17 protein-coding genes and 1 pseudogene are annotated in these 22400 nt (G+C 62.8%); 14 read left to right on the top strand and 4 right to left on the bottom strand.

Annotated elements, in window-relative coordinates; genetic code table 11:
- Positions 1-15: 15 nt before the first annotated feature.
- The 6 genes and pseudogenes from A0U93_RS08370 to A0U93_RS08350 all read left to right on the top strand — a co-directional run bounded on the left by A0U93_RS08370 (position 16) and on the right by A0U93_RS08350 (position 4389).
- Positions 16-666, top strand: a complete 651-nt coding sequence (locus tag A0U93_RS08370) for an FMN-dependent NADH-azoreductase (protein WP_077806952.1) — start codon at positions 16-18, stop codon at positions 664-666.
- A gap of 15 nt (positions 667-681) precedes the next feature.
- Positions 682-2136, top strand: coding sequence for a MocR-like pyridoxine biosynthesis transcription factor PdxR (gene pdxR, locus A0U93_RS08365; protein WP_077806951.1), 1455 nt, complete (start codon positions 682-684; stop codon positions 2134-2136).
- A 61-nt stretch (positions 2137-2197) separates the two neighbouring features.
- The gene (locus A0U93_RS08360) at positions 2198-3274 is read left to right on the top strand and encodes a redoxin domain-containing protein (protein ID WP_077806950.1); all 1077 of its coding nucleotides are present in this window, start codon (positions 2198-2200) and stop codon (positions 3272-3274) included.
- 329 nt (positions 3275-3603) lie between these two features.
- Positions 3604-3702: pseudogene (locus tag A0U93_RS17105) on the top strand (DNA-directed RNA polymerase subunit alpha); the annotation flags it as partial.
- A 51-nt stretch (positions 3703-3753) separates the two neighbouring features.
- Complete coding sequence (locus A0U93_RS16410; protein WP_077806949.1) at positions 3754-3939, top strand: hypothetical protein; 186 nt, start codon at positions 3754-3756, stop codon at positions 3937-3939.
- A gap of 18 nt (positions 3940-3957) precedes the next feature.
- Positions 3958-4389 (top strand): cupin domain-containing protein, encoded by a 432-nt coding sequence (locus A0U93_RS08350; RefSeq protein ID WP_211273990.1) that lies wholly within the window; start codon positions 3958-3960, stop codon positions 4387-4389.
- Positions 4390-4416: 27 nt separating this feature from the next.
- On the opposite strand, the gene A0U93_RS08345 is transcribed toward A0U93_RS08350, so the two are convergent.
- Both A0U93_RS08345 and A0U93_RS08340 read right to left on the bottom strand, forming a co-directional pair.
- On the bottom strand, positions 4417-5226 hold the full coding sequence (locus A0U93_RS08345; RefSeq protein ID WP_077806948.1) for a siderophore-interacting protein: 810 nt from the start codon (positions 5224-5226) through the stop codon (positions 4417-4419).
- Entirely contained in the window at positions 5226-5834 is a 609-nt protein-coding gene (locus A0U93_RS08340) for a PadR family transcriptional regulator (RefSeq protein WP_077806947.1), read from the bottom strand. The genes A0U93_RS08345 and A0U93_RS08340 overlap by 1 nt, the downstream gene beginning before the upstream one ends.
- Before the next feature lie 202 nt (positions 5835-6036).
- Between A0U93_RS08340 and A0U93_RS08335 the strand changes: the two genes are divergently transcribed.
- The 3 genes from A0U93_RS08335 (at position 6037) to A0U93_RS08325 (ending at position 13526) form a co-directional block, all read left to right on the top strand.
- Positions 6037-9210, top strand: coding sequence for an efflux RND transporter permease subunit (locus A0U93_RS08335; protein WP_077806946.1), 3174 nt, complete (start codon positions 6037-6039; stop codon positions 9208-9210).
- Positions 9207-10328, top strand: a complete 1122-nt coding sequence (locus tag A0U93_RS08330) for an efflux RND transporter periplasmic adaptor subunit (RefSeq protein ID WP_077806945.1) — start codon at positions 9207-9209, stop codon at positions 10326-10328. The genes A0U93_RS08335 and A0U93_RS08330 overlap by 4 nt, the downstream gene beginning before the upstream one ends.
- Before the next feature lie 372 nt (positions 10329-10700).
- Positions 10701-13526: a Hint domain-containing protein gene (locus A0U93_RS08325; protein ID WP_245824782.1), complete on the top strand. Its 2826-nt coding sequence runs from the start codon at positions 10701-10703 to the stop codon at positions 13524-13526.
- 77 nt (positions 13527-13603) lie between these two features.
- On the opposite strand, the gene A0U93_RS08320 is transcribed toward A0U93_RS08325, so the two are convergent.
- Positions 13604-14695, bottom strand: coding sequence for a threonine aldolase family protein (locus A0U93_RS08320; RefSeq protein WP_245824780.1), 1092 nt, complete (start codon positions 14693-14695; stop codon positions 13604-13606).
- A 28-nt stretch (positions 14696-14723) separates the two neighbouring features.
- Between A0U93_RS08320 and folD the strand changes: the two genes are divergently transcribed.
- The 3 genes from folD (at position 14724) to A0U93_RS08305 (ending at position 17356) form a co-directional block, all read left to right on the top strand.
- Positions 14724-15617 carry a bifunctional methylenetetrahydrofolate dehydrogenase/methenyltetrahydrofolate cyclohydrolase FolD gene (gene folD, locus A0U93_RS08315; RefSeq protein WP_077806942.1) on the top strand — a complete coding sequence of 298 codons (894 nt, stop codon included), beginning with the start codon at positions 14724-14726 and terminating at the stop codon, positions 15615-15617.
- Positions 15614-16360 (top strand): 5,10-methylenetetrahydrofolate reductase, encoded by a 747-nt coding sequence (locus tag A0U93_RS08310; RefSeq protein WP_077806941.1) that lies wholly within the window; start codon positions 15614-15616, stop codon positions 16358-16360. The genes folD and A0U93_RS08310 overlap by 4 nt, the downstream gene beginning before the upstream one ends.
- 108 nt (positions 16361-16468) lie before the next feature.
- Positions 16469-17356 carry an aldose 1-epimerase family protein gene (locus tag A0U93_RS08305; protein ID WP_077806940.1) on the top strand — a complete coding sequence of 296 codons (888 nt, stop codon included), beginning with the start codon at positions 16469-16471 and terminating at the stop codon, positions 17354-17356.
- A 6-nt stretch (positions 17357-17362) separates the two neighbouring features.
- Here A0U93_RS08305 and A0U93_RS08300 read toward each other — a convergent pair whose 3' ends face one another.
- Positions 17363-18748 carry a diguanylate cyclase gene (locus tag A0U93_RS08300; RefSeq protein WP_077806939.1) on the bottom strand — a complete coding sequence of 462 codons (1386 nt, stop codon included), beginning with the start codon at positions 18746-18748 and terminating at the stop codon, positions 17363-17365.
- Positions 18749-19036: 288 nt separating this feature from the next.
- Between A0U93_RS08300 and gyrA the strand changes: the two genes are divergently transcribed.
- A complete protein-coding gene (gene gyrA / locus A0U93_RS08295) occupies positions 19037-21874 on the top strand; it encodes a DNA gyrase subunit A (RefSeq protein ID WP_371862858.1) in 2838 nt (945 codons plus the stop codon).
- Between the two features lie 4 nt (positions 21875-21878).
- Positions 21879-22376 carry a pantetheine-phosphate adenylyltransferase gene (gene coaD / locus A0U93_RS08290; protein ID WP_169852647.1) on the top strand — a complete coding sequence of 166 codons (498 nt, stop codon included), beginning with the start codon at positions 21879-21881 and terminating at the stop codon, positions 22374-22376.
- The last annotated feature ends 24 nt before the right edge of the window (positions 22377-22400 follow it).

Genomic DNA, 22400 nt, shown 5'->3' with positions numbered 1-22400 from the left:
ACGCGGTGCCACTCGTTGCAGATTCTTCATATCGATTGTAGCCCCCGCCCTGATGGGCAAAGCCGCCTTGTTTCAGCGGGGATTGTCGCGGGGCTCTCTACGCTCTGGCCTGGAGTAACTGTGGTCATGCGCGATATCAGTACTCTTTCTCCTCCCGATGCAGACTATGCAACACTGCTCACCAGTCCCCCTAAAAGCAGTGAGAGTACGGCGCGGGGATCGACTGCGCTGTCCGATATTCTGATTCGGGAAGTCGAAACAGCCGATATCCTAGTGGTGGGTACGCCCGTACATAATTTTACAGTACCTGCTGCCCTCAAATCCTGGCTCGACCACGTAGTGCGCGTGAACCGGACCTTCACCGTGCGTCCCAGCGGCAAAGTGGGGCTCGTCAAAGATCGACCCGTACTTATCGGCGTTGCCGCCGGCGGCATGATCTTCGGTGACGGTGCACAGCAGCCCGATTTTTTTACCCCCTATCTAAAGGCGGTCCTGAATTGCATCGGGCTTTGTGATTTGCACTTTGTGCCTGTGCAAGGCACAGCTGTTCGTTGCAAATCCGAACAGCACGCAGAGCTCAAACAGGTTCTCTCAAACTTGAAGTTCGGTTTCTTTGCAAAACACCAAGCTCAACAGGCAAACCTCCAGGTTGGGGACAACGCATGAGGCTGTGTGTCTGACATGACCGAGCTATTCGCTCCGTTTGCGGCAATTACACTCAGCAGGCAGAGCGCACACTCCCTGAACGAACAGATCGCCCTGCACATTGAGAGAGCCATATCTTTGGGGGTTCTTCCTGCAGGCAGTCGTCTTCCATCCTGGCGTGACCTCGCAACCCAATTGGGCGTTGCGCGCGGGACGGTTCGCACAGCTTACGACAGATTGATTGATCGCGGGCTCCTTTGCGCCACAAAAGCTGCTGGGACGCGTGTGGTAGAAGTCCTCCCGATTTTAATGCCCATGCCTCCCGCAATCCAGCGCAATTCTGGTCCAAGTGGGGTGACCTCCATTGACGATGATGGTCCGCTGGCTTTATTCCAGCAACGAGCCGACCGTCCACTTGCTTTTCAAATGGGTGTTCCCGCGCATGACGCTTTTCCGGCTACTCTCTGGGCTCGGATGCACCGGCGAGGGGTACAGGCCTCGGCGCTGAATACTGGCGTGATGGATCCGTGTGGTCTGCCGGAATTACGGGCCGCGCTCGCCTCTCATCTTGCTCTTGCGCGGGGGGTGTACTGCTCGCCAGAGCAGATACTGATTACGACCGGGTTCAGGAGTGGGCTCGCCATGGTGCTGCGGGCCATCGATTCCGCTGGAAAGCAGGCATGGGTGGAAGACCCGGGTTTTCCGATCACGCGTCTGGCGCTCGAAAGCGCAGGTGTACACCCCGTGCCTGTAGCCGTGGATCGCGAGGGGCTGGATGTGGAACTTGGGCATACTATAGCGCCTGCAGCAGCTTTGGCGCTCGTCACACCTGGCCAGCAGGCCCCAACGGGTGTCTCACTGAGTCCCGAAAGACGCAGAGCTCTAATTGACTGGGCCAGGCAAAACAACAGCTGGATCATTGAGGATGACTATCTAGCTGAGCTTCACTTGGATGGCCAAGCGTCCCCAGCACTTGCTGCGGGCGACGGCGCCGACCGTGTCATCCATATCGGAACATTCAGTAAAACACTCGCTCCCATGATCGGACTTGGCTTTGTTGTCGCCCCCCAGGCACTCGTAAAGCGTTTGACCGAGACAGCCTGGTGGCTCGCGACGCCGCCTAACAACGCCGTGCAGATCGCCTTAACGCATTTCATGCGCGAAGGACATTATTTCAGGCATTTGCGCCGTACACGCCAAACTTACACCGAACGCCGTGATCTGCTACGCGATACTTTGCTTCGATGCGGCGCCTCGTTACCGCAAAGCGCTGGCCTGTCGCTTGTACTGCCTTTGCCCTCCGGCTTTGATGACGTTCAACTGGCGCATCAGGCACGGACTGTTTCTCTTGGGGTAACGCCTCTTTCCGCATGGTTTGCCAGGGGCTCACGAGCAAGATCTGGCGTGTTGCTTGGCGTTGCCAACGTTCGTTCGGAACGGGTCGAAGCCGATTGCCGACAACTTCTCACTTTGATGCACTCGACGCTTTAGCAGTTCCTTGCCAGCGATTGTTAAGGCGCTGTTTGCCACTCGCTATGTGTTCTCTCCAACAATGACACGGACCTCTCTCATGCCTGGTTTTCGATATGGACTTGTGGCTCTCGCAGCGCTTCTCATAACGTCTGCGCCTCACTCTGTATGGGCGAACACATCTCCCGCGCCAGACCCTGCAGCGTTCGTCGCTGAAGATCCGACCCTCTCTCAAATGATAGGTAAGTCTGTCCCTGGCCTGAGCTGGCAAACACTTGATGGCCAGACACTGGACCTTGTGAAACTGGCTCACAAAGGCCCGGTCTATCTCAAGCTTTGGGCGACCTATTGTATTCCCTGTCGGGCCCAGATGCCTGGGTTTGAGCGGCTCTACCAGCGTTATAAGTCACGCATGAGTATTGTTGCCGTGGATATCGGTTTTGGAGAAAAACATGACAAAATCGTCAGTTTTGTCAGAAAAGCAAGTCTAACCATGCCAGTTGTGGTCGATGACGGAAGGCTGAGCGACTGGCTCCATATCCGCGCCACGCCTCTGCACGTACTGATCGACCGTGATGGTCGACTGGCCTATCTCGGCCATCAGGATGGTGCAGCACTCGAGGCGGCACTTGAACGCGTTGTCGCCAAACCCCGTACAACAGCGCACCTTCAATTTGCGGATGTTACACCTACCCCGCCTCTGGCCGTTGGAGCCGAAGTACCAACTCTGGCACTGAGCGACGCTACGCAGGCTGCAGTGCCCTTACGTCCAGAGGGCGCAACACGGCCTCAGGTCGTTTTGTTTACCGCGCCTTGGTGTGAAAGCTATCTTTCTACCATGGATCCGCCGACCGCCCGAAACTGTGCCCGCACACGAGAAATTGCACAGAAACTTGTCACAAACTCCAGGCTCGACTGGAAGGTTATCGGCGCGAAACTCTGGACTGAACCAGCAGATATGGCTTCGTTCCGCACCCTGTTCGGTCCCGGATTTCGGATACTGCTGGATGAAAACAATCAAGCCTTTACGAGGTTCGGTATTCGACAGATCCCTGCTGTGGCATTGATAACCAAGGACGGACGGCTGGCCGAAATGCTCGATGGGTCCCGCCCTGATCTGGGCGCACAGATCGAAGCATTCGCTCGGAGAACGCCATGAACCGAATTAAGTGTACATGCTGGCCGTCATTTCTTCTCATCCATGCGGCTAGCCAAGTTCCTATTCTGCAATTTTAGTGTGGCTCGATAGGCGTAGGAAAATTCATGATTCCTGCAAGATCCGTATCACCTCCGGCCAGTAGTCTTATTGCTGAGCGCTTTCTGGTACACACTTGATCGACGCCTATCCAAGCAGAAGGTGTCTTCTTCAAAGAACTTAGGTTCGAGAAGCGCTGCTGCAATGGACGTCAGTTATCACGTTCATATAACTCGTTAGCTGATCGTCTCCTTTCCCCCCTAAACAGACATGTTTGCAAATGGTATAATCGCCAAAATGCGCCGATCGGGCTTATCCCTGTCGATGCGATCTACTCGCCGGTTCGTCGCGTCTCCTACAAGGTCGAGCAGACCCGCGTTTTTTCTGTTTCGTCGTCGGTGTGAGAACTTGTCTGTGGCGTGCGGGCCGATATCGGTTGATTGATGGCGGACATGGCGCATGGCCTTGACCTCAGCGGCGTCCAGCGCGTGCTGGTCGATGAGTTGGTGGGCGCGTTTGACGCCGACCTCGGTGCCGCCGCGATCGAATTTCCTGCGCAGTTCGAGGCCGTGTTTCGCCTGCTTTTGTTGCTTGACGATCAACGTGACGACGGTGTGCTTGTTTCCTGATGTGTTGGGATGAAAGGGATGATGGACATGCGCGCGGAAGACCTGATCGAACGTCTGGGATTGCAGCCGCACCCGGAGGGTGGGTGGTATCGTGAGACGTGGCGGGCGCCGTCGGCCGACGGTGGGCGTGGGGCGGGGACGGCGATCTATTATCTGCTGGCGCGCGGGCAGCGATCGCACTGGCATCGGGTGGATGCGTCGGAGATCTGGCTGCATCATGCGGGGGCGGCGTTGCGGTTGCTGACGGCGCGGGACGGTGTGATGCGGACGCGGCGGCTGGGGACGGACTGGGCGGCAGGGGAACTGCCGCAGGCCGTGGTGGCGCCCGGCGAATGGCAGGCGGCGGAAGTGGATGGGGATTGGGTGCTGGTGAGTTGCGTGGTGGCGCCGGCGTTTTCCTTCGACGGGTTCGAGATGGCGCCGCCGGGGTGGACGCCGGATGGGGTGTGAGGGGCGCGCCTGTGGTCAGTCCTCTGGTCAGTCCTCCACGCGGGCGCCGCCGTTGGGGGTGTCGTGGCGCCAGTAGCCGGCGGCGCGGATCTGGGTGCGGGGGATGGCTTCCTCGTGGATGAGGTGGTCGCGCAGGCGGCGGACGGTGTCGATCTCCGCGGCGATCCAGACATGCGTATCGGCTGAGGGCAGGATGATGCGGCGCAGGGTGCGGTCGAGTTCCGGCATGGTGTTGCTGTTTGCCGATGTGGGGCGGCAGCGGTGGATGCTGGCCTGGGCGGCGGTGTGCAGGGGGTAGTCCGTGTTGGTCGCCAGGGTTTCGACAAGGACGGTGACGGGTGTGCCGGGGGCCATTTCCGCGAGGCGACGGGCGATGGCGGGCAGGGCGGTGTCGTCGCCGATCAGGAGGTAATGGGTGTAGTCTTCCGGCACGATATAGGAGCCTTTGGGGCCGCCCATGCCGAGTGTCTGGCCCGGTCTGGCCTGGGCTGCCCAGCTTGTGGCGGGGCCGGCGTCGTGCAGGACGAAATCGATGGTGAGTTCGCGCGTTTCCGGGTCGAAACGGCGCGGGGTGTAGTCGCGGGCGATGACGCGGGGATCGGGTGTGGTGCGGCGATCGGCGCCGAGGTCCGGCAGGGTGAGATTTTGTGTGCCGGGTCGGGGGAAGAACAGTTTGACGTGGTCGTCCGCCGCGGCGGTGGCGAAGTCGTGCAGGTCGTCGCCCGTGAAGACGATGCGTTGCATGTTGCGGGACAGGGGGATGACGTGCGCGACGTGGATGCGGCGCAGGCGGAGCGGGTGGCGGACGCGCAGCGGCGTGCGGGCGATATGGTTCATCAATCGGGCTTTCCAAGGATTTCGGCGGTGGCGCGGTTGAGGATGTCGGTGATGCGTCGGGCTTCGACGGGGGTGCAGCCGCGCAGGCGGTAGAGCGCGCTCTTGAGAGCGTGGCGGGCCTTGTGGAGGCTGTCCGCGGCCTGTGGGTCGGCGTCGTGCAGGCCGGCGAAGGCGTCCCGTACGTCGGCCATGCGGCTGCCGATGCGGGCGAGGAGGTCGAGGATGGTTTCGGCCTGGGCCTGATGGGCTTTCAGGTGCGTGCGGCCTTCTTCCGTCAGGGTGTAGAGTTTGCGGGTGCCTTCCTGCGTGACGGCGGTCTGGCCGATTTCCTCCAGATAGGTGAGGGCGGGGTACACCATGCCGGGGCTAGGCTTGTAGAAGCCGTTGGAGCGTTCCTCCAGGCGGCGGATGATTTCGTAGCCGTGGGCCGGGCTTTCGGCGAGCAGGGCGAGGATGACGAGCTGGAGTTCCTCGGCGTTGAGTTTGCGACCGCCGGGGAAGTCGTCCCCGTGGCGTTTGCCGAAGCGGCCGCCGAAGCGGCGACCGAAGCCGTCGCCGAAGCCGCCGTGGCGACCGATGGCGTGGCGGATGTGGTGGTGGAAGTGCATGTGTGCTCTCCTTCGATATATCTTATGAGTGTACTATCTTAAGATACATCGCAAGACTTTTCCTCATCGGTCGCACGGAGTTGTGTATTACACCGTGTTAATTGTCGCGTTATGAATCGCGACCGTTCCGGGCGGCTGTGGCTGGCGAAGGCCACGGCGAAGACGTTGGATACCGCCCGACGATCAAGGGAAATCGCAGCTTATGTGGATTGTGCGGCTCGCCCTCGATCGGCCCTATACGTTCATCGTTCTGGCGATTTTACTGGCGATACTGGGGCCGTATGCGGTTCTGGGCATGGGGACGGATATTTTTCCGGCCATCACGATACCGGTCGTGGGGGTGATCTGGACCTATAATGGTTTGCCGCCGCAGGAGATGGGCGGTCGCATTACCAGTGTGTTCGAGCGTGCCTGTCTGGTGGCGGTTAACGATGTCGACCATATCGAGTCGCAGTCGCTGACGGGTGTGGCGGTCGTCAAGATTTTCTTCCACGAAGGGGCGAATGTCGATCTGTCGATGAGCCAGGTGACGGCGGTGGCGCAGACGATGCTGCGGCAGTTGCCGCCGGGCATTACGCCGCCTTTCGTGCTGGCGTACAATGCGTCCAGCGTGCCGATCATTCAGCTGGCGCTGTCGAGCCGGACGATTCCCGATCAGGGGCTGTACGATCTGGCGAATAATTTCGTGCGGACGCAGCTGGCGGGGGTGCCGGGTGCGTCGATCCCGTTTCCGTATGGTGGCAAGACGCGCCAGATCCAGGTGGATCTGGACCAGCCGAAGATGCAGGCGCGGGGTGTGAGTGCGCAGGATGTGGTGGCGGCGGTCAATGCGCAGAACCTGATCATTCCCTCCGGCACCGAGAAGGTGGGGGAATTCGAATACAATGTGCGGCTGAACGGCAGTGCGGTGGATGCGGCGGAGGTGAATGATTTTCCGGTGCGGGCATCGGATGGGACGATCACCTATATCCGCGATATCGGGCATGCGCGGGATGGTTTTGCGCCGCAGACGAATGTGGTGCGGGTGGATGGGCGCAATGCGACGTTGATGACGGTGCAGAAGACCGGCAATGCGTCCACGCTCGATATCATCAGCGATCTGAAGGCGCGGTTGCCGTCGATCCGGGCGGCGTCGCCGAAGGCGCTGACGATTGCGCCGATCGGCGATCAGTCGTTGTTCGTCAAGGCGGCGATTTCCGGCGTGGTGCGCGAGGGGGTGATTGCCGCGGCGCTGACGGGGCTGATGATCCTGCTGTTCCTGGGCAGTTGGCGGAGCACGGTGATTATCGTGATCTCCATCCCGCTTTCGGTGATCTGCGCGATTCTGGGGCTGTATGCGCTGGGCCAGACGATCAGCATCATGACGTTGGGCGGGCTGGCGCTGGCGGTGGGCATTCTGGTGGATGATGCGACGGTCGCCATCGAGAACATCAATGCGCATCTGGAAGAGGGCGAGGAGGTCGAGGACGCGATCCTGAATGGTGCGCAGGAGATTGCGGTGCCGGCGCTGGTGGCGACGTTGTGCATCTGCATCGTGTTCATGCCGATGTTCTTCCTGAGCGGGGTGGCGCGTTATCTGTTCGTGCCGCTGGCGGAGGCGATCAGTTTCGCGATGCTGGCCTCCTATTTCCTGTCGCGCACGCTGGTGCCGACGTTGGCGAAATACTGGTTGCGCAAGCATGAGAAGCGGGAGGACCGGGCGCCGTCGCGTAATCCGCTGACGAGGGCGCAGGAGCGTTTCGAGCATGGGTTCGAGGCGGTTCGGGAGCGGTATCGGCAGGTGCTGGAGGGGGTGCTTGCGCGGCGCGGGCGGGTGTTGCTGGCGGTGGTTCTGGGTGTTGGGGTATCGCTCTCGCTTTTCCCGTGGCTGGGGAGCGATTTCTTTCCGTCCGTCGATAGTGGGCAGATCAAGCTGCATCTGCGCGCGCATGCGGGGTTGCGCGTGGAGGAGACGGCACGGCTTTGCGATGAGGTGGAGCGGGCCGTGCACCGGGTGATTCCGGGCGGCGAGGTGGAGAATATCGTCGATAATATCGGCTTGCCGGTCAGCGGGATCAATCTGACCTACAGCACCTCCGCGCCGACGACGGCGGCAGATGCGGATGTGATGATTACGTTGAAGCCCGATCATCGTCCGACGGCCGATTATATCCGGCGTTTGCGGGTGGAGTTGCCGCGTGCGTTTCCCGGTGTGACGTTTGCGTTCCTGCCGGCGGATATCGTCACGCAGATTCTGAATTTCGGCATTCCGTCGCCGATTGATGTGCAGGTGAGCGGGTTCGATCTGCCGGGGAATTTTGCTTTCGCGCAGAAATTGCTGAAGCGGGTGAGTCATGTGCCGGGGATTGCGGATGCGCATTTGCAGCAGGCGGAGGATTATCCGGAATTCGATGTGCGGGTGGATCGTTCGCGCGTGCAGGAGATCGGGCTGACGCAGCGCGATATCGCCAACGACATGCTGGCGTCCCTGAGCGGGAGTTTCCAGACCAGTCCGTCGTTCTGGCTCAGTCCGAAAAATGGCGTGTCGTATCCGCTGGTGGTGCAGACGCCGCAATATCAGCTCAATTCGCTCGATCGCCTGCGCAATATTCCCGTCGTGACGGCCGATGGCCGGCAGCGGCAGATTCTGGGGGCTTTTTCCACGATCCGGCGCAATGTCGGGCCGTCTATGGAGACGCATTACAATGTGGCGCCGGCGATCGACATCTATGCGACGACGCAGGATCGGGATCTGGGTGCGGTGGCGGCGGATGTGCGGCGGATCGTGGATGAGATGCGCGACGAGTTGCCCCGGGGCGCGCATATCGCGGTGCGGGGGCAGGTTCAGACGATGGGCACGGCGTTTCATGCCCTGTTTGCCGGATTGGCTTTCGCGACGTTGCTGGTGCTGTTGCTGATCGTGGTGAATTTCCAGTCCTGGACGGATGCGCTGATTATTATCTCCGCGTTGCCGGCGGCGTTGGCCGGGATTGTGTGGATGCTGTTCCTGACGCGCACGCCGGTGAGCGTGCCGGCGTTGACGGGGGCGATCATGAGCATCGGCGTGGCGACGGCCAACAGTATCCTGGTGGTGAGTTTCGCGCGGGACTACATGGCCGAGGCGAAGGTGGGCGCGGCGGAGGCGGCGGCGGAGGCGGGGTTCCGGCGGTTCCGGCCGGTGTTGATGACGGCGCTGGCGATGATGATCGGCATGTTGCCGATGGCGTTGGGTCTTGGCGAGGGTGGCGAGCAGAATGCGCCGCTAGGCCGGGCGGTGATTGGCGGGTTGCTGTTCGCGACGACGGCGACGCTGATGTTCGTGCCGCTGGTGTTCAGTCTGGTGCATGGACGTCGGGAAGGGGCGGCGCATTCGGCGCCGGCGGGAGGGCGGTCATGAGACGCGGGCGCTTTTGGCTGGTTGTGATGGTGGTTGTGGTGCTCGGGCTGGCGGTCTGGGGCATTGGTGCGCGGCTGGCGGCGCATCGGCAATTGCAGCATTCGGCGGATGCGGCGGCCGTTCCGAGCGTGGTGACGGTGAAGGCCGACAAGGCGCCGGATGTGGAGGAGATCGTCCTGCCGGGGAGTGTGAGTCCGGCCTATGATGCGACGATTTATGCGCGGACCAACGGGTATCTGAAGGTGTGGCATGTCGATATCGGCGATCATGTTCGTGCCGGGCAGGTTCTGGCGGAGATCGATTCCCCGGAGGTTGACCAGCAATTGTTGCAGGCGCGGGCCGATTTGACGGGGGCGCAGGCCAACAGCCGGATTGCCGGGGTTCTGGCGCATCGGACGCAGGCGCTGGTGGGCATGAGCGCGGTATCGCAGCAGGAGACGGATCAGGCGCGCAGTGATGCGTCCGCGCGGGCGTCCACCGTGAATTCGAATCAGGCGAATGTGCAGCGTCTGGAGCAGTTGGTGGGATTCGAGAAGATCAAGTCGCCCTTCGACGGTGTGGTGACGGCGCGCAACACGGATATCGGGCGGTTGATTGCCGCCGGGGACAGCAGCGGGCCGCCGTTGTTCCGTGTGGCGGATGTCAGCTGGTTGCGGGTTTATGTGCAGGTGCCGCAGAGTTATGCGGCGGCGATCCGGCCGGGGGTGCAGGTGATGCTGCGTTTTCCGGAATATCCCGGGCGTGATTTTCCGGCGCGGTTGTTGAGCACGGCGGATGCGTTGACGGCGGATACGCGGACGTTGCTGGTTCAGTTACGGATCGACAACGACAAGGGCGAGTTGTTCCCCGGCGGGTATGTCGAAGTGCATTTCGGGGTGCGGGCGGCGACCGAGGGGGTGCGGATTCCGGCGAATGCCCTGTTATTCCGATCGGAAGGGCAGCGGGTGGCGACGGTGATGCCGGACGGGCATGTGAAGTTGCATACGATCACGGCGGGGCGGGATTTCGGCACGGTTCTGGAGGTGCTGAAGGGGATTGAGCCGGGGGATATGGTGGTGATCAATCCGCCGGCGTCGCTGGAGGATGGCGAGCGGGTCGAGCTGGCGCGGGGGAAGTAGGGGGAACCGGGGTTCCCGGTTGCCGAAACGGCGTGATGGGGCGACGCCACCGGACGGGCCCCGGAGTCGGTCGGGTTGAAATTCCGGAACTGGGCGAGACGGACCAGTTCTTTCCTGGCGTGGTAAATGACGCTGAGGTTTTCCGTAAATCATATAATATTAATCAGCAATATGATGATGATTGGCCTTGGTGCCGTGATTACATTTTGTTTGATGCGTTATTAACGTAATATTCGAATATTAATTCATTAATAACGGGACGGAAAATGTCCCGTTACATATCAATGCTGCGCAAGCACTCTGCTCGACGAGCCGTGATTTTCGCCGATTTGCGAGTGCGCATTCGTTTCCCTCAGGATGGCGCGCGTATCGATGACATATTGGAATGGGTCGGTTTCCGACGATTTTTACAATGCGGAAAACTGGTCGGGTGGGGCTGTGCCGCAGGGTGATACCTGCCAGGAAGCCAATGTTTCCGGGACGGCGGACCAGCCGGGTGTGGCGGTGGCGAATGCACCTGCTTACGGGCAGATTCATTCGCTGACGATCGGCGATTATGGCACGCTGAAGATCACCGCGACCGGCGATCAGGACAGTGCGGGCTATGTGTTCTCCGCGGAGTCTTTCCAGATTTTCCAGACGGGGCAGTTGATCGTCGATACGGCGTCTCCGGTGGAGCTGGGGCAGTTCACGGAGATGTCCGGGACGCTGACCATCCGGAACAATGACGGCCATGTCGTGCTCGACGGCAATCGTCTGAGCGGGAACGGTTCGCTCAACCTGATCAATTCGACGCTTGGCAGTGAAGCCAACCCGGTGAACATCGATGAGTCGATGCATGTGACGATGCAGGGTGGCAGCACGCTGTATGCCGGGTTCTATGCCGATGGCGCGTCTGTGACGTTCGATCCGGCGAGCCAGAACACGATCGTTCTGAACGGTTATGAATCGACGATCAACACGGCGTTCAGCGGCGTTTCCGAGAACACGCATTTCGCGATCAATGGCGCGCATGGTGTCGTGCCGGTGAAGGCGACGTTTCAGGCGGGGTCGAATGACGGGTATGAACTCGTCATCGATCTGTCGGGCGGCAAGACGCTGACGCTGTCGCAGATCAGCGTGGCGGATGGTTTTGTGCCGGGTGCGGCGACGATCGGGCGCGATGCCGCCGGCGATTATGTAATCACGGACACGAATGCCGCGGCGACGCCGGCGAATTATGCGCAGTCGGATATTCATGCGCAGTTGCAGAATATCGTGACCGGCCTGGTGCAGGCGGGCGGCGATCCGGCGCAGTATTCGACGAATGGTTACAGCAACCACAATGCCAGTGCCGCGAATCATTTCACGGGTGCGGGCACGGCGAGCCAGCCGGCGGAATGGGGCGACGACAAGAACTGGTCGCTTGGCAACACGCCGCAGGAGCAGGTTTGCGAGCAGGGTGTGTTGCAGGGCACGGCGTCGCAGCCGCTGTATGTCGTGGCCGACCAGCCGGACATCCGGCAGTTCACGAGCCTGTCGATCTATGACAACGCGACCCTGACCGTTACGGCGCCGGCGGGGCAGAATTCCGACAGCTATGTGTTTGCGACGCAGGGTGTGGAAATTCGTGGCAATGGCGCGCTGGTGATCGATACGGCGGCGCGTGTCGAACTCGGTGGCGTGACGGAAATCGAAGGTACGCTGACGATCCGCAACAATGACGGGAATGTCGTGCTTGACGGTTCGCGCCTTTCCGGAAGCGGGACGCTCGATCTCGATCATTCGACGCTGGGCACGCCGGGCACGCCGGGCGCGCCGGTGCGCGTCGACATGTCGGCCGTGAATTTGTCGAATGACAGCACGCTGTATGCGGGTTTCTATGCGACGGGGAACACGGTTGATTTCGATGGTTCCCATAATACGGTTGTGCTGACGGGTTATGAGAATTCGATCGGCACGGCGTTCAACAATGTCGGGCCGAACACGGCGTTCGGCATTAATGTCACGGCGGGCGAGAAGCCGGTTTCCGCTGTTTATTCGGCCAATCAGGATGGCGGCTATACGCTGACCATTACGCTCGACAACGGCAAGACTCTGAGCCTGACGAATATTCATACGGCCGATGGTTTCGTGCCCGAGCATACGTCCTTCTCGACGGATGCGAATGGTGACTGGCTGATCGACACGACGGGGACGGAGACGTGCTTCCTGGAGGGCACGCTGATTCGCACCGAGCGTGGGAATGTGGCGGTCGAGGCGCTGGTGGTCGGGGATCGGCTGGCGGTTGCGGGTGCCGGGACGGATTACCGTACGGTGGTCTGGGTCGGGCACCGGGATGTCGAGGTGGCGGCGGGGCGTGCCGATGCGGTCTATCCGGTGCGGATCGTGCGGGGAGCCTTTGCCGAGAACGTGCCGAGCCGCGATCTTCTGGTGACGCCGGAGCATTGCCTTTATGTCGATGGCGGCTTCGTGCCGGTGCGCATGCTGGTCAATGGCGGCAGTATTTTCCACGACACCACGATCGCGTCCTATCGTTATTTCCATGTCGAGGCCGAGGTTCATAGCGTGATCTTCGCCGAGGATCTGCCGACGGAGAGCTATCTGGATACGGGCAACCGGCGGGCGTTCTCCTCCGGCGGCGTGGTCTCGATCGTCTCGCGCGGGATGAGCTGGGCGGATGCGGCGGCGCCGCTGGTGACGGATGTCGCGGTCGTGGGGGATGTGCATCGGCGTCTGGTGGCGCGGGCGGCCTCTCTCGGGCTGGATTGCGATGCCGGCGTCGTGACGACGGACGATCCCGATCTGGTGGCGACGGCGGAGAATGGCGCGGTGCTGCGCCGGGTGCGGCAGCAGGGCGGGCAGGTCGTGTTCGAATTGCCGGCTGGCGTGACGCGCGTGCGGCTGTTCTCCCGTGCCGATCGCCCGGCGGATGCGGTTGGAGCGTTCTGCGACGACCGACGGATGCTGGGTGTTCTCGTCGGGCAGGTGACGCTGTGGGATCCGCGCGAGACGCGGAGCATCCGTTCCCATCTGGAGGATGCGTCTTTGCCGGGCTGGCATGCGATCGAGCATTCGGCGATGCGCTGGACGGATGGTGCGGCGGTGCTGGAACTCGGGGCGCGGTCGTCCGGCGATGCGGGTGTGTTGTCGGTCCAGATCGTGACGGCGGGGCCGTATCGCATGCAGGATGTGCCGGCGGTTGCGCGCCGGGCGTAAGGTCGGCGCTTCTTTCGGGCATTTTCGATCCGCATGGTGGTGACGCCATGCGGATTTTTGTTTTCAGGGGCTGTTTGTCAGAGGCTGGCGAGCAGGGCGTCCACATCCGTCTGTTCCGTGGCGTAGTGCGTGACGAGGCGGATGAGCGTGCCGTCGACGCCGGCTGGGGTGGGCCAGCGGTAGAAGACGTAGCCTGCGGCTTCCAGTTGGGTAACGAGGGGCTCGGGCAGGACGACGAAGACTTCGTTGCCCTGGACCTCGAACGGGAGTTTGGCGCCGGGCTGGCGGCGGAGGCCGTGGGCGAGGCGTTGGGCCATGGCGTTGGCCTGTCGGGCGTGTTTCAGCCAGAGGTTGTCGTGCAGGAGCGGCAGGAGCTGGGCGCTGAGATAGCGTTGTTTGGACCAGAGGTGGCCGCCGCGCTTGATGCGGCGGATGAAATCCTCCGCCAGGGCGGTGTTGAAGAACAGGACGGCCTCGGCGGCGATGGCGCCGTTCTTGGTGCCGCCGAAGCTGAGCACGTCGATGCCGAGTTTCCAGGTGATGTCGGCGAGGGAGCAGTCGAGATGGGCGACGGCGTTGGCGAGGCGTGCGCCGTCCATATGCACCGGCAGGTTGTTCTGGCGGGCGATGGCGGTGAGTTCGCGCAGCCGGGCGAGGCTGTAGACGGTGCCCCATTCCGTGGCCTGGGTGAGGGAGAGGGCGCGGGCCGGGGTGGACTGGATGCCGCCTTCGCGGTTCAGTTCGATGGTGGTTTGCAGGGCGTCCGGCAGCATGCGGCCGTCGTCCGAGGGGATGGTGATGAGTTTGGCGCCGTGGGTGAAGAATTCCGGCGCGCCGCCTTCGTCGTTCGCGATATGGGCGCTCTGGTCGCACAGCACGGCGCCGTAGGGCGGCACGAGAGCGGCGAGGGCGAGGCTGTTGGCGGCGGTGCCGGTGGCGATGGGGAAGCAGCGCAGGTCGTGTTCGAAGAGTTCGGCGAAGCGGGCTTCGAGTGTTGTGGACTGTTCGTCGCCGCCATAGGCGGGGGCGGGGCCGGAATTGGCCCTTATCATGGCGTCCATCACTTCCGGGCAGGCCGGTGCGATGTTGTCACTGGCGAAGTTCTTGCGTATTGCCTCGCTCACGTTGGTTCCCCGTTCGATCTTGGATGTCGGTTGATGTTGCATCATCGTCGTCCTGCTTTCCATCCGAGGACTTATGACAGATTCGCCAGCTTCTTTCGGAAATCTTATCGACGGCAAGGGTATTGCGCGCCGTTTGACCGACCGGGTGAAGGCGGAGGTCGAGGTGCTGCGCGAGCGCACGGGCGGGTTGCCCGGTCTGGCCGTGGTGCTGGTGGGCAACGATCCGGCCAGTGAGGTGTATGTGCGCAACAAGGCGTTGCAGACGCACCGGGCCGGGATGCGTTCGTTCATGCACATGCTGCCGGAGTCCACGCCGCAGGATGAGTTGCTGGATCTGGTGGCGCGGTTGAACGCCGATCCGCAGATTCACGGGATTCTGGTGCAGTTGCCGCTGCCGAGGCAGATCGATCCGGTGGCGGTGACCAATGCCATTGCGCCGTCCAAGGATGTGGATGGTCTGGGCGAGGTGAATGCCGGGCGGTTGAGTCTGGGGGTGCCGGGGCTGGTGCCCTGCACGCCGCTGGGCTGCCTGTTGTTGTTGCAGGAGACGCTGTCGGTGTTGCGCGGGTTGCATGCGGTGGTGATCGGGGCGTCCAATCTGGTGGGCAAGCCGATGGCGCAGTTGCTGCTGCGTGAGGGGTGCACGGTCTCCATCGGGCATATCGATACGCGCGATACGCGTGGGCTGGCGCGGGAGGGTGATATCCTGGTCGTGGCGACGGGCAAGCATGGGCTGGTGCGTGGCGACTGGATCAAGCCGGGTGCGACGGTGATCGACGTGGGGATTACGCGCGTGCCGACCGAGGGTGGCAAGACGAAGCTGGTGGGTGATGTGGCGTTCGACGAGGCGCGGCAGGTGGCGGGGCATATCACGCCGGTGCCGGGTGGCGTGGGGCCGATGACCATTGCCTGTCTGTTGCACAACACGTTGCAGGCGGCGCGGGCGCAGCTGGATGTGCCGGCATGAGGCGGCTTGCGGTCGAGTTGATTCCGCGGGATCGGGCGCGGTTGCTGGACGATTATGCCGCGGCGCGGGAGGCGCTGCCGGAGATGACGGATGTCAATCTGCCGGATTTGCTGCGGATGCCGTTGCGGTCCTGGGAAGGGGCGTCGGCCCTGCGTTCGGCGGGGGCTTCGGGGGTGATTCCGCACATCCGCGCGACCGACATCGCGCCGGATGGGCCGTTGCCGGGGGCTGGGGAGCCGGAACTGCGCGAGATTCTCGTGGTGGCGGGCGATCCGCCGCCGGATGAGACGCATCGGACCTATCCGAACACGAGTATCGAGATCATTGCGCGGTATCGGCGGGAGGCGCCGCACCTGAAGGTGTATGCGGCGTTCGATCCGTATCGGCGGGCGCCGTATCTTGAGCTGGAGGAAGTGCAGCGCAAGCGAGACGCCGGTGCGGCGGGATTTTTCACGCAGCCGCTTTTCGACCGGCGGATGCTGGAGTTGAGCGCCGAGTGGCTGGCGGATGACACGGTGTTCTGGGGGGTATCGCCCGTGGTGGGGCCGAAGTCCCGCGCGTATTGGGAGCGGGTCAATCACGTGGTGTTTCCGCGTGACTTCGATACGGGGCTCGATGCCAATGTGGCGTTCGCGCGCGAAGTTTTGAACTTTGCGAAGGTGCGGGGGGACAATGCCTATCTGATGCCGTTGCGGGTCGATCTGGCGGCTTATCTGGGGCCTTTGCGCGACGTTTTCTTCTGATGGCGCGGCGGGTTGCCGCGATCACAATCCGGTTGCTGTCCCTTGCGCGCGCGGGTGGACGCGCCCCTTATCCGTGGCGTTGAAAAATGGACGGATGGAGAGACGACGATGGGCAGCGACCGGCATGAATTCGGCGATGGGCGGTTGACGGCGACCGTCACGGCGGCGGGCGCGGAACTGGTGGCGCTGGATGTCGTGGGGGATGGGGCGCGGTCGTTGCTATGGGCGGGGGTGGACCCCTGGCCGCGCCATTCGCCGGTGCTGTTTCCGATCGTCGGGCGGATTCCGGATGACCGCCTGCCCTGGGGCGACAGGGAGGTTCGGCTCAAGCAGCATGGTTTCGCGCGCGACCGCGTGTTTCAGTGGGTCGAGCGGACGGATGACGGTTGTGTGCTGGAGCTTGCCGACGATGAGGCGAGCCGGGCCATTTTCCCGGCGGCGTTCCGGCTGCGGCTGAATTATCGGGTGACGGATGGCCGGCTGCATGTCGGTTATGCGCTGCACAATCCGGATGGGGAAGCGGTGTTGCATGCCTCGGTCGGGGCGCATCCGGCCTTTGCCTGGCCGCAGGAGGCCGGGGCGGCGCGTGAGGCGCACAGGCTGATTTTCGACAGGGCGGAGGTTGCGCCGATCCGGCGTGTCGAGGGTGGGCTGATGCGTGCCGAGGCCGAGCCGACGCCGGTGGTCGGGCGGGAGCTGGCACTGTCCGACGCGCTGTTCGAGGACGATGCGGTGATTTTCAAGCCGATCCTGAGTGACAGCGTGCGGTTCGTGGGGCCGAAGGGCACGGGGATCGAGGTGGGTTGGCAGGGCTTTCCGGAGCTGGGTGTCTGGACGAAGGTGGGGGCTGCGTTCCTGTGTATCGAGCCGTGGCATGGCTATGCGACGCCGCAGGGTTTCGCCGGTGATTTTGCGGCGAAACCGGGGAATATCCATCTGCGCCCCGGAAAGACGTGGGAGGCCAGCTGGACGGTGAGGGCGGTGGAGGGCGACTGATCGCCGTCAGGCGGTGGCCCAGCGGTTCCGGCCGAGTGATTTGGCGCGGTAGAGGGCGCGGTCGGCATCTTCGATGAGGTGGGTGTAGTCGGGGTGGCCGTCGAAGGTGGCCACGCCGATGGAGGCGGTGACGCGGACGGGTGCGTCGCCGAGGCCGAGAATGGGGCTTTCCTCGATGCGGGCGCGCAGGCGCTCGGCGGTGAGTTCGGCGTCGTGGCCGCTGGTTTCGACGAGGGCGATGAGAAATTCTTCCCCGCCGTAGCGGAACACGAAATCGTTGCCGCGACTACAGGTGACGACGAGTTCGGCGATGTGGCGCAGGACGGTGTCACCGCTGGTGTGGCCGAAGCGGTCGTTGATGGTCTTGAAGTGGTCGATATCCAGCAGCAGCAGGCTGAAGGGCGTGTTGCGGTGGAAGGCGGATGTGACTTCGCGGCCGAGGATGCTGGGCAGGAAGCGCCGGCTGAGCACGCGGGTCAGCGGGTCGCGGCCGTTTTCGAGTGCTTCGTGTTTTCTGAAGAGTTCGTCCAGCAGGAAGCGGATTTCATCGAGGGCGGCCTGGAGATCCTTGACCTTGTCGAGTGACGGGGGTGTTTCGGCGGTGATGCCGGGGAGGAGGGTCCGGTCGATGTGGCGGACGTTGGACTGGATCTGGCGCAGGCCGGCATTGGCCGGGAACAGCAGGCTGCCCTTGTGGTTGAGCCACAGGCCGAACGGCGCGTTTTCGAGCGACTGGATGGGGCCTGTCGCGGCGCCGAAGATGCCGAGGACGGCTTTCTGTCCCCATTCGAGGAGGGCGCCGCGCTGGGTTTCGCGTTCCAGGGCCACGTCCTGGCTGAGGGTGATGAGGCGGTAGGCTTCGTCGTCCTCGATCTCCTTCGTGAGGTCGAGGACGTATTCCTGGCTCATGACCTCGATGGCCAGGTCCATCATCGTCTCCGTATAGTCGATGGCGGCGGAGAGTGTCTGCGGTGGGAGCTGGCGTGCGAAGAGGTGGTGGCGCAGTTCGTATTTCAGCAGGCGCGCGCCGTGGAGGATCACGTGGATGGGCACGCGCGTGCGGGCATGGACCAGGCCGATGTGGCGCTGGATCCTGATGAGCGTGTCGAGATCGGGTGCACTCTCGGGGAAGAGGGTCCTGAGCCAATTGGTCAGGGCGTGGTGAAGCTGGACGTTGATGACGTCGTGCGACAGGAATGTGGCGGCGTCCGGGTGCCGAAGCAGGGTCTTGTAGAAAATATCGGCGCAGCGTTCGGCGTGGCGGGTGACGGTTGTGGCCACTTCGGCGCGGACGGCCGGGGCGACGGTGTCGAGGATGGCTTGCCATTCGTCGCGGTCGGCGGGGAAGGCGTTTTCGGGAGGATGACCTGCGAGGACGTTTTGATCGGTCATGGGCCTGCTTATCGGACGGGGAGTGGGCTTGGGTTGGTGGCCGGGTCGCGGTTGTGGCGGCACGTGGCGACTGGCGCCTGGGATGGGCGATATCTAGTGGTTATGGCGAAAATTATCAAAACGCGCTGGAGGGGGCTGAAAACGCCGGGGGGATTAGGGACTTGCGGTGCGATGTGCTAGTCTGGATGCCTCTGTCGCGCGGTTGTTGAAGCGTGACGTTACAAGACTGATGGACCTGCCTTGACCGATTTGACCGATCAGCCCAATCCGCTTGAACCGATCGACCAGATGCCTGTGACGATCGAGGAGGAAATGCGTTCCTCCTACCTCGCTTATGCGATGTCGGTAATTGTCTCGCGTGCGTTGCCGGATGTGCGCGATGGGCTGAAGCCGGTGCATCGGCGCATCCTGTATGCGATGCGCGAGAGCGGGTTCACGGCGGACAAGCCCTATCGCAAGTCGGCCCGCGCGGTGGGTGACGTGATGGGTAAATACCATCCGCATGGCGACAGTTCGATCTATGATGCCATGGTGCGTATGGCGCAGTCTTGGTCGATGCGGGTGCGGCTGATCGACGGGCAGGGGAATTTCGGTTCGGTCGACGGCGATAGCCCGGCGGCGATGCGTTATACGGAAGCCCGGCTGGCCAGGGCGTCGTCGTTCCTGCTGGACGATATCGACCGTGATACGGTGGATTTCCAGCCGAACTACGATGAGAGCGAGAGCGAGCCGAAGGTGTTGCCGGCGGCGTTCCCGAACCTGCTGGTCAATGGTGCGTCGGGTATCGCGGTTGGCATGGCGACCAACATTCCCACGCATAATCCGGGCGAGATCGTGGATGCCACGCTGGCGCTGATCGAGAATCCGGAGATGACGCTCGATGAGCTGATGGCGATCGTTCCGGGGCCAGATTTTCCGACGGGTGGCATCATCATGGGGCGCCGCGGCATCCGGCAGGCGTTCGAGACGGGGCGCGGGTCGATCCCGATGCGGGCGCGGGCGGAGATCGAGGACATCCGCAAGGATCGTCAGGCGATCATCGTGACGGAAATTCCGTATCAGGTGAACAAGGCGACGTTGCAGGAGAAGATCGCGGATCTGGTGCGGGCGAAGGAGATCGAGGGGATTTCCGACATTCGCGACGAGAGCGATCGTTCGGGGATGCGGATCGTCATCGAGCTCAAGCGCGATGCGACGCCGGAAGTGGTGTTGAACCAGCTTTATCGTTTCACGCAGTTGCAGACGTCGTTCGCGGTGAACTGTCTGGCACTGGATGATGGCAAGCCGCGCACGATGGGGTTGAAGGACGTTCTGGAGGCGTTCATCCGCTTCCGCGAGGACGTGATTCTGCGCCGGTCGCGCTTCGACCTGAACAAGGCGCGCGATCGGGGGCATCTGCTGGTGGGTCTGGTGTTGGCGGTGGCCAATATCGATGCGGTGATTGCGTTGATCCGCGGTGCGCCGGATGCGGCGACGGCGCGTGAATCGCTGATGGCGCGGCAGTGGGATGCGGCGGATGTGTTGCCGTTGCTGGAGCTGATCCATGACGAGGGCAATATTGTCGAGGATGGCAAGGTCCGGCTGACCGAGGCGCAGGCGCGCGGCATTCTGGAACTTCGCCTGCAACGCCTGACCGGGCTGGAGCGTGAGAAGATCCAGGGCGAGTTGAGCGAGGTCGCGGCCAAGATCAACGAGTTGCTGGAGATCATCGGCAGCCGCATTCGCCGCATGGAAGTGATGCGAAATGAGCTGGTGGCGGTGCGGGCGGAGATTGCGACGCCGCGCATGACCGAGATTTCCGATGCGCTGGGCGATCAGTCCGATGAGAGCCTGATCGAGCCGGGGCAGATGGTGGTGACCATCACGCGCGATGGCTTCATCAAGCGTACGCCGCTGGACATCTTCCGGGCGCAGAACCGTGGTGGGCGTGGGCGCACGGCGGCGGGACGTCGGGGTGACGATGTGGTGGTGCGCAGCTTCAATGCGCATACGCATCAGTGGGTGTTGTTCTTCTCCTCCGGTGGCAAGGCGTATCGTGAGAAGGTGTGGCGTTTGCCGGAGGCGAGCCCGACGGCGAAGGGGCGCGCGCTGGTGAATCTGTTGCCGGATCTGGGGACGGATTCGATCACCGCCGTGTTGCCGTTGCCGCAGGACGAGACGTTGTGGGAGCCGTTGCATCTCGTCTTCGCGACGGCGAGTGGCAATGTGCGGCGTAACCGGTTGAGCGATTTCCGCAACATTCGTGCTTCGGGGCTGATTGCCATGAAGCTTGACGAGGGGGACAGCCTGATCGGCGTGGCGACGTGTCGCGAGGGGCAGGATGTTTTCCTGGCGACGCGGAAGGCGCGCTGCATCCGCTTCCAGATTCTCGACGATACGCTGCGCGTGTTTGCCGGGCGTGACAGTTCGGGCGTGCGCGGTATCCGTTTGCAGTCGGGTGACGAGGTGAATTCGCTGTGCGTGCTGAACCATGTCGAGGCGAGTGTCGAGGAGCGGGCGGCCTATCTGAAGGCGGCGAATGCGAAGCGGCGGGCCCTGGCGGCGCAGTCCGACGAGGGTGAGGAGATTGAGGAGGTTGCGGCGGATGATTCGGGTGAGAACCTGGAGATCGGCGGCGATCTGACGGCGGAGCGTTTCGAGGAGCTGGAGCGGCAGGAGGAGATTCTGCTGACGGTGACGGATGGCGGCTTCGGGCGGCGGTCTTCGGCCTATGATTATCGTGTCAGCGGGCGCGGTGGGCAGGGCATCGCGAACATGACGCTGACCAATCCGAAGCGCGGTCGGGCCGTGGTGGCGACGCTGCCGGTTCTGGATGGCGAGGACATCATGATGGTGACCGATGTGGGCCGTCTGATCCGGACGCCGGTGGCGCAGATCCGCGTGATGGCGCGGCAGGCCAGCGGTGTGACGCTGTGCCGCGTGGGCGACGAGGAGCGCCTGACCAGCGTGTTTCCGGTGATGGAGGCCGAGGGCGAGGAGGGTGACGACGCGCTGCTGCCCGATGGGCCGGCGACCGAAGGTGACGCGGCGGTGGGTGAGGGCGATACGCCGAACGGGGTGCCTGACGCGGCCCCGGACGCTGTGCCGGGTGCTGCGCCGGAAGGCGGTCCGGCGGGCGAGGTCTGATCTCTTGCGGGTCGGGTTTTATCCGGGGACGTTCGATCCGGTCACGTTCGGGCATCTGGACATCATCGTGCGGGCGTCGGCGTTGTTTGACCGTCTGGTGGTGGGGGTGGCGGTCAATGAGGGCAAGCGACCGCTGCTGACGCTTGACGAGCGGATCGGGACCGTGCGGCAGGAGACGGCCGGGTTGTCCCGTGGGGCGGCGATCGAGGTTGTGGGATTCGATACGCTGCTGGTGCGGGCGGTTCGGGACCATGGTGCGACGTGCATCGTGCGTGGTTTGCGGGCGGTGAGCGATTTCGACTTCGAGGCGCAGCTTTCGGGGGCGAACCGGCGTCTGGCACCGGAGATCGAGACGATTTTCCTGTTGGCGAGCGAGGAGCAGCGGACCACGGCGTCCCGGATCGTCAAGGAGATCGCGCGGCTGGGCGGCGCGATTGATAAGTTTGTGCCGCGGAATACTGCATCGCTTGTCTTGTCCAAGTTGCGGGATGGCGCGACATAGGGGGTAGAGGGTTCGATGTTCGGG

It is taken from the genome of Neoasaia chiangmaiensis, assembly GCF_002005465.1.
Lineage (GTDB): Bacteria > Pseudomonadota > Alphaproteobacteria > Acetobacterales > Acetobacteraceae > Neoasaia > Neoasaia chiangmaiensis.
The sequence above is the reverse complement of the archived record's forward strand: the minus strand, read 5'-3'. Positions and strand labels throughout refer to the sequence as shown.

Coding starts and splice junctions, on each gene's coding strand:
- pdxR (WP_077806951.1), top strand. CDS start 682: ATGACCGAGCTATTCGCTCCGTTTGCGGCAATTACACTCAGCAGGCAG.
- A0U93_RS08360 (WP_077806950.1), top strand. CDS start 2,198: ATGACACGGACCTCTCTCATGCCTGGTTTTCGATATGGACTTGTGGCT.
- A0U93_RS16410 (WP_077806949.1), top strand. CDS start 3,754: ATGGCGGACATGGCGCATGGCCTTGACCTCAGCGGCGTCCAGCGCGTG.
- A0U93_RS08350 (WP_211273990.1), top strand. CDS start 3,958: ATGATGGACATGCGCGCGGAAGACCTGATCGAACGTCTGGGATTGCAG.
- A0U93_RS08345 (WP_077806948.1), bottom strand. CDS start 5,226: ATGAACCATATCGCCCGCACGCCGCTGCGCGTCCGCCACCCGCTCCGC.
- A0U93_RS08340 (WP_077806947.1), bottom strand. CDS start 5,834: ATGCACTTCCACCACCACATCCGCCACGCCATCGGTCGCCACGGCGGC.
- A0U93_RS08335 (WP_077806946.1), top strand. CDS start 6,037: ATGTGGATTGTGCGGCTCGCCCTCGATCGGCCCTATACGTTCATCGTT.
- A0U93_RS08330 (WP_077806945.1), top strand. CDS start 9,207: ATGAGACGCGGGCGCTTTTGGCTGGTTGTGATGGTGGTTGTGGTGCTC.
- A0U93_RS08325 (WP_245824782.1), top strand. CDS start 10,701: ATGACATATTGGAATGGGTCGGTTTCCGACGATTTTTACAATGCGGAA.
- A0U93_RS08320 (WP_245824780.1), bottom strand. CDS start 14,695: ATGATGCAACATCAACCGACATCCAAGATCGAACGGGGAACCAACGTG.
- folD (WP_077806942.1), top strand. CDS start 14,724: ATGACAGATTCGCCAGCTTCTTTCGGAAATCTTATCGACGGCAAGGGT.
- A0U93_RS08310 (WP_077806941.1), top strand. CDS start 15,614: ATGAGGCGGCTTGCGGTCGAGTTGATTCCGCGGGATCGGGCGCGGTTG.
- A0U93_RS08305 (WP_077806940.1), top strand. CDS start 16,469: ATGGGCAGCGACCGGCATGAATTCGGCGATGGGCGGTTGACGGCGACC.
- A0U93_RS08300 (WP_077806939.1), bottom strand. CDS start 18,748: ATGACCGATCAAAACGTCCTCGCAGGTCATCCTCCCGAAAACGCCTTC.
- gyrA (WP_371862858.1), top strand. CDS start 19,037: ATGCCTGTGACGATCGAGGAGGAAATGCGTTCCTCCTACCTCGCTTAT.